A 1,393-nucleotide genomic window follows, 5' to 3' on the forward strand; every position below is an offset into this window, starting at 1 on the left:
TGGCACAGATGAATTTGGCAAGCAAGTCGCCAGTGGTATTTACATTTATCGCATGTCAGCGGGTGACTTTATCCAGGTTCAGCGCATGATGTTGCTGAAATAATGGCGAAAAGGCAGGGCTACACTGTCTGTGTGGAATCCACTACGTAAGTATCTAAAAACAATCATAAGAATCGCGTAGAACTCACAACCCTAAAATCAATTACATTTTTTGGAGGGCTTCCCATGGGCAAGCATATTTTGTCAACTAGCTTGCTGATGATTGTGCTGGCATTGCTGGTCCTGATGGGTCGGCACGCCGCTGCTGACGCCACAGATACCAATACTTCGGAGTCCGTAAGGCGTGCAAAAATCGCTGATCGCAAGATGGCGCAGTGGCTTGAACGCATGGCCGCAATCGAGGCCAAAATGCAGAAAGAAAAAGAGGGGATGGCAGCGGGAGAGGAGCCTGAAAGACGCGCAAAAATTCTTGAACGCCTGGCCGCACTCAAGGTCAAAATGCAGAAAGAAAAAGAGGCGATGGCAGCGGAGGTAGAGCCTGAAAGACGCGCAAAAATTGCTGTTGGACCCAACGCAAATACTGTTTTGTCGCTTGACCTGATTACTGATGGCGGGACAGGCAACCAGATAGATGATGGCGTCACATCAGGCGTTGTTTCAGGGCAGGGCACGAAGATCGTTGTTGAGGTTTTCGCAAAGGGTGTTACCACATCGCTGGTGGGTGTGAAAATCCTATTTGATTTTGATGCGTCTGTTTTAACGCTTGACAAGGTCGAGAATAGTGCTTTTGCCCTTGCGATTCCAGAAGCGACGGGCGCGAATTTTGCGGCTACTACGCCTGTTACTTTGCCATCTTCCGGTTTTCTGGCAAGGGCTGAGTTTTCCACCGTAGCGGATGTTACGAATAAGGAATTTACCCTTGGCATTAAGCAAGTTACGCTTGCTGAAAGCGCGGCATCGAGCGACGTAATCACGACAACAAATGCGATCTCGTTCAATGCCATGATCTCTCCCGATTTTGATGGCGATGGTCGGGTTGGCTTTGCTGACTTTTTGGCGTTTGCAGGGCAGTTCGGATCACGTCAAGGAGATGGAAGGTATGAAGCCAAATATGACCTGGACAGCGATGGCGCAATTGGATTTTCCGATTTTCTGATATTTAGCAGCAGCTTTGGTCAGCAAGTGTCGCCTTCTAACGGCGGTAGTAGCGGCGGCAGTGGGACGCCGCCAACGAGTACGCCTTTCGATCTGCATAGAGAGAACGAGGATCCGAACGGCATCACGTATGCCAACGACCGATTCTATGTGGTTGATGAGGGAGAATTTTCTACTGAGGGGGATGAGAAGGTCTATGCGTACACGAGTTCCGGACAGCGTGATGCAAGTGCAGACT

The 1,393-nt window shown here is 49.7% G+C and carries 1 protein-coding gene; it reads left to right on the forward strand.

Translation table 11 applies throughout. The features are described 5' to 3' along the window. Positions 1-225: 225 nt before the first annotated feature. On the forward strand, positions 226-1,393 hold a 1,168-nt coding region (locus OXG87_02725), incomplete at its 3' end, for a hypothetical protein (protein ID MCY3868443.1).

It is taken from the genome of Gemmatimonadota bacterium (assembly GCA_026706845.1).
GTDB lineage: Bacteria > Latescibacterota > UBA2968 > UBA2968 > UBA2968 > VXRD01.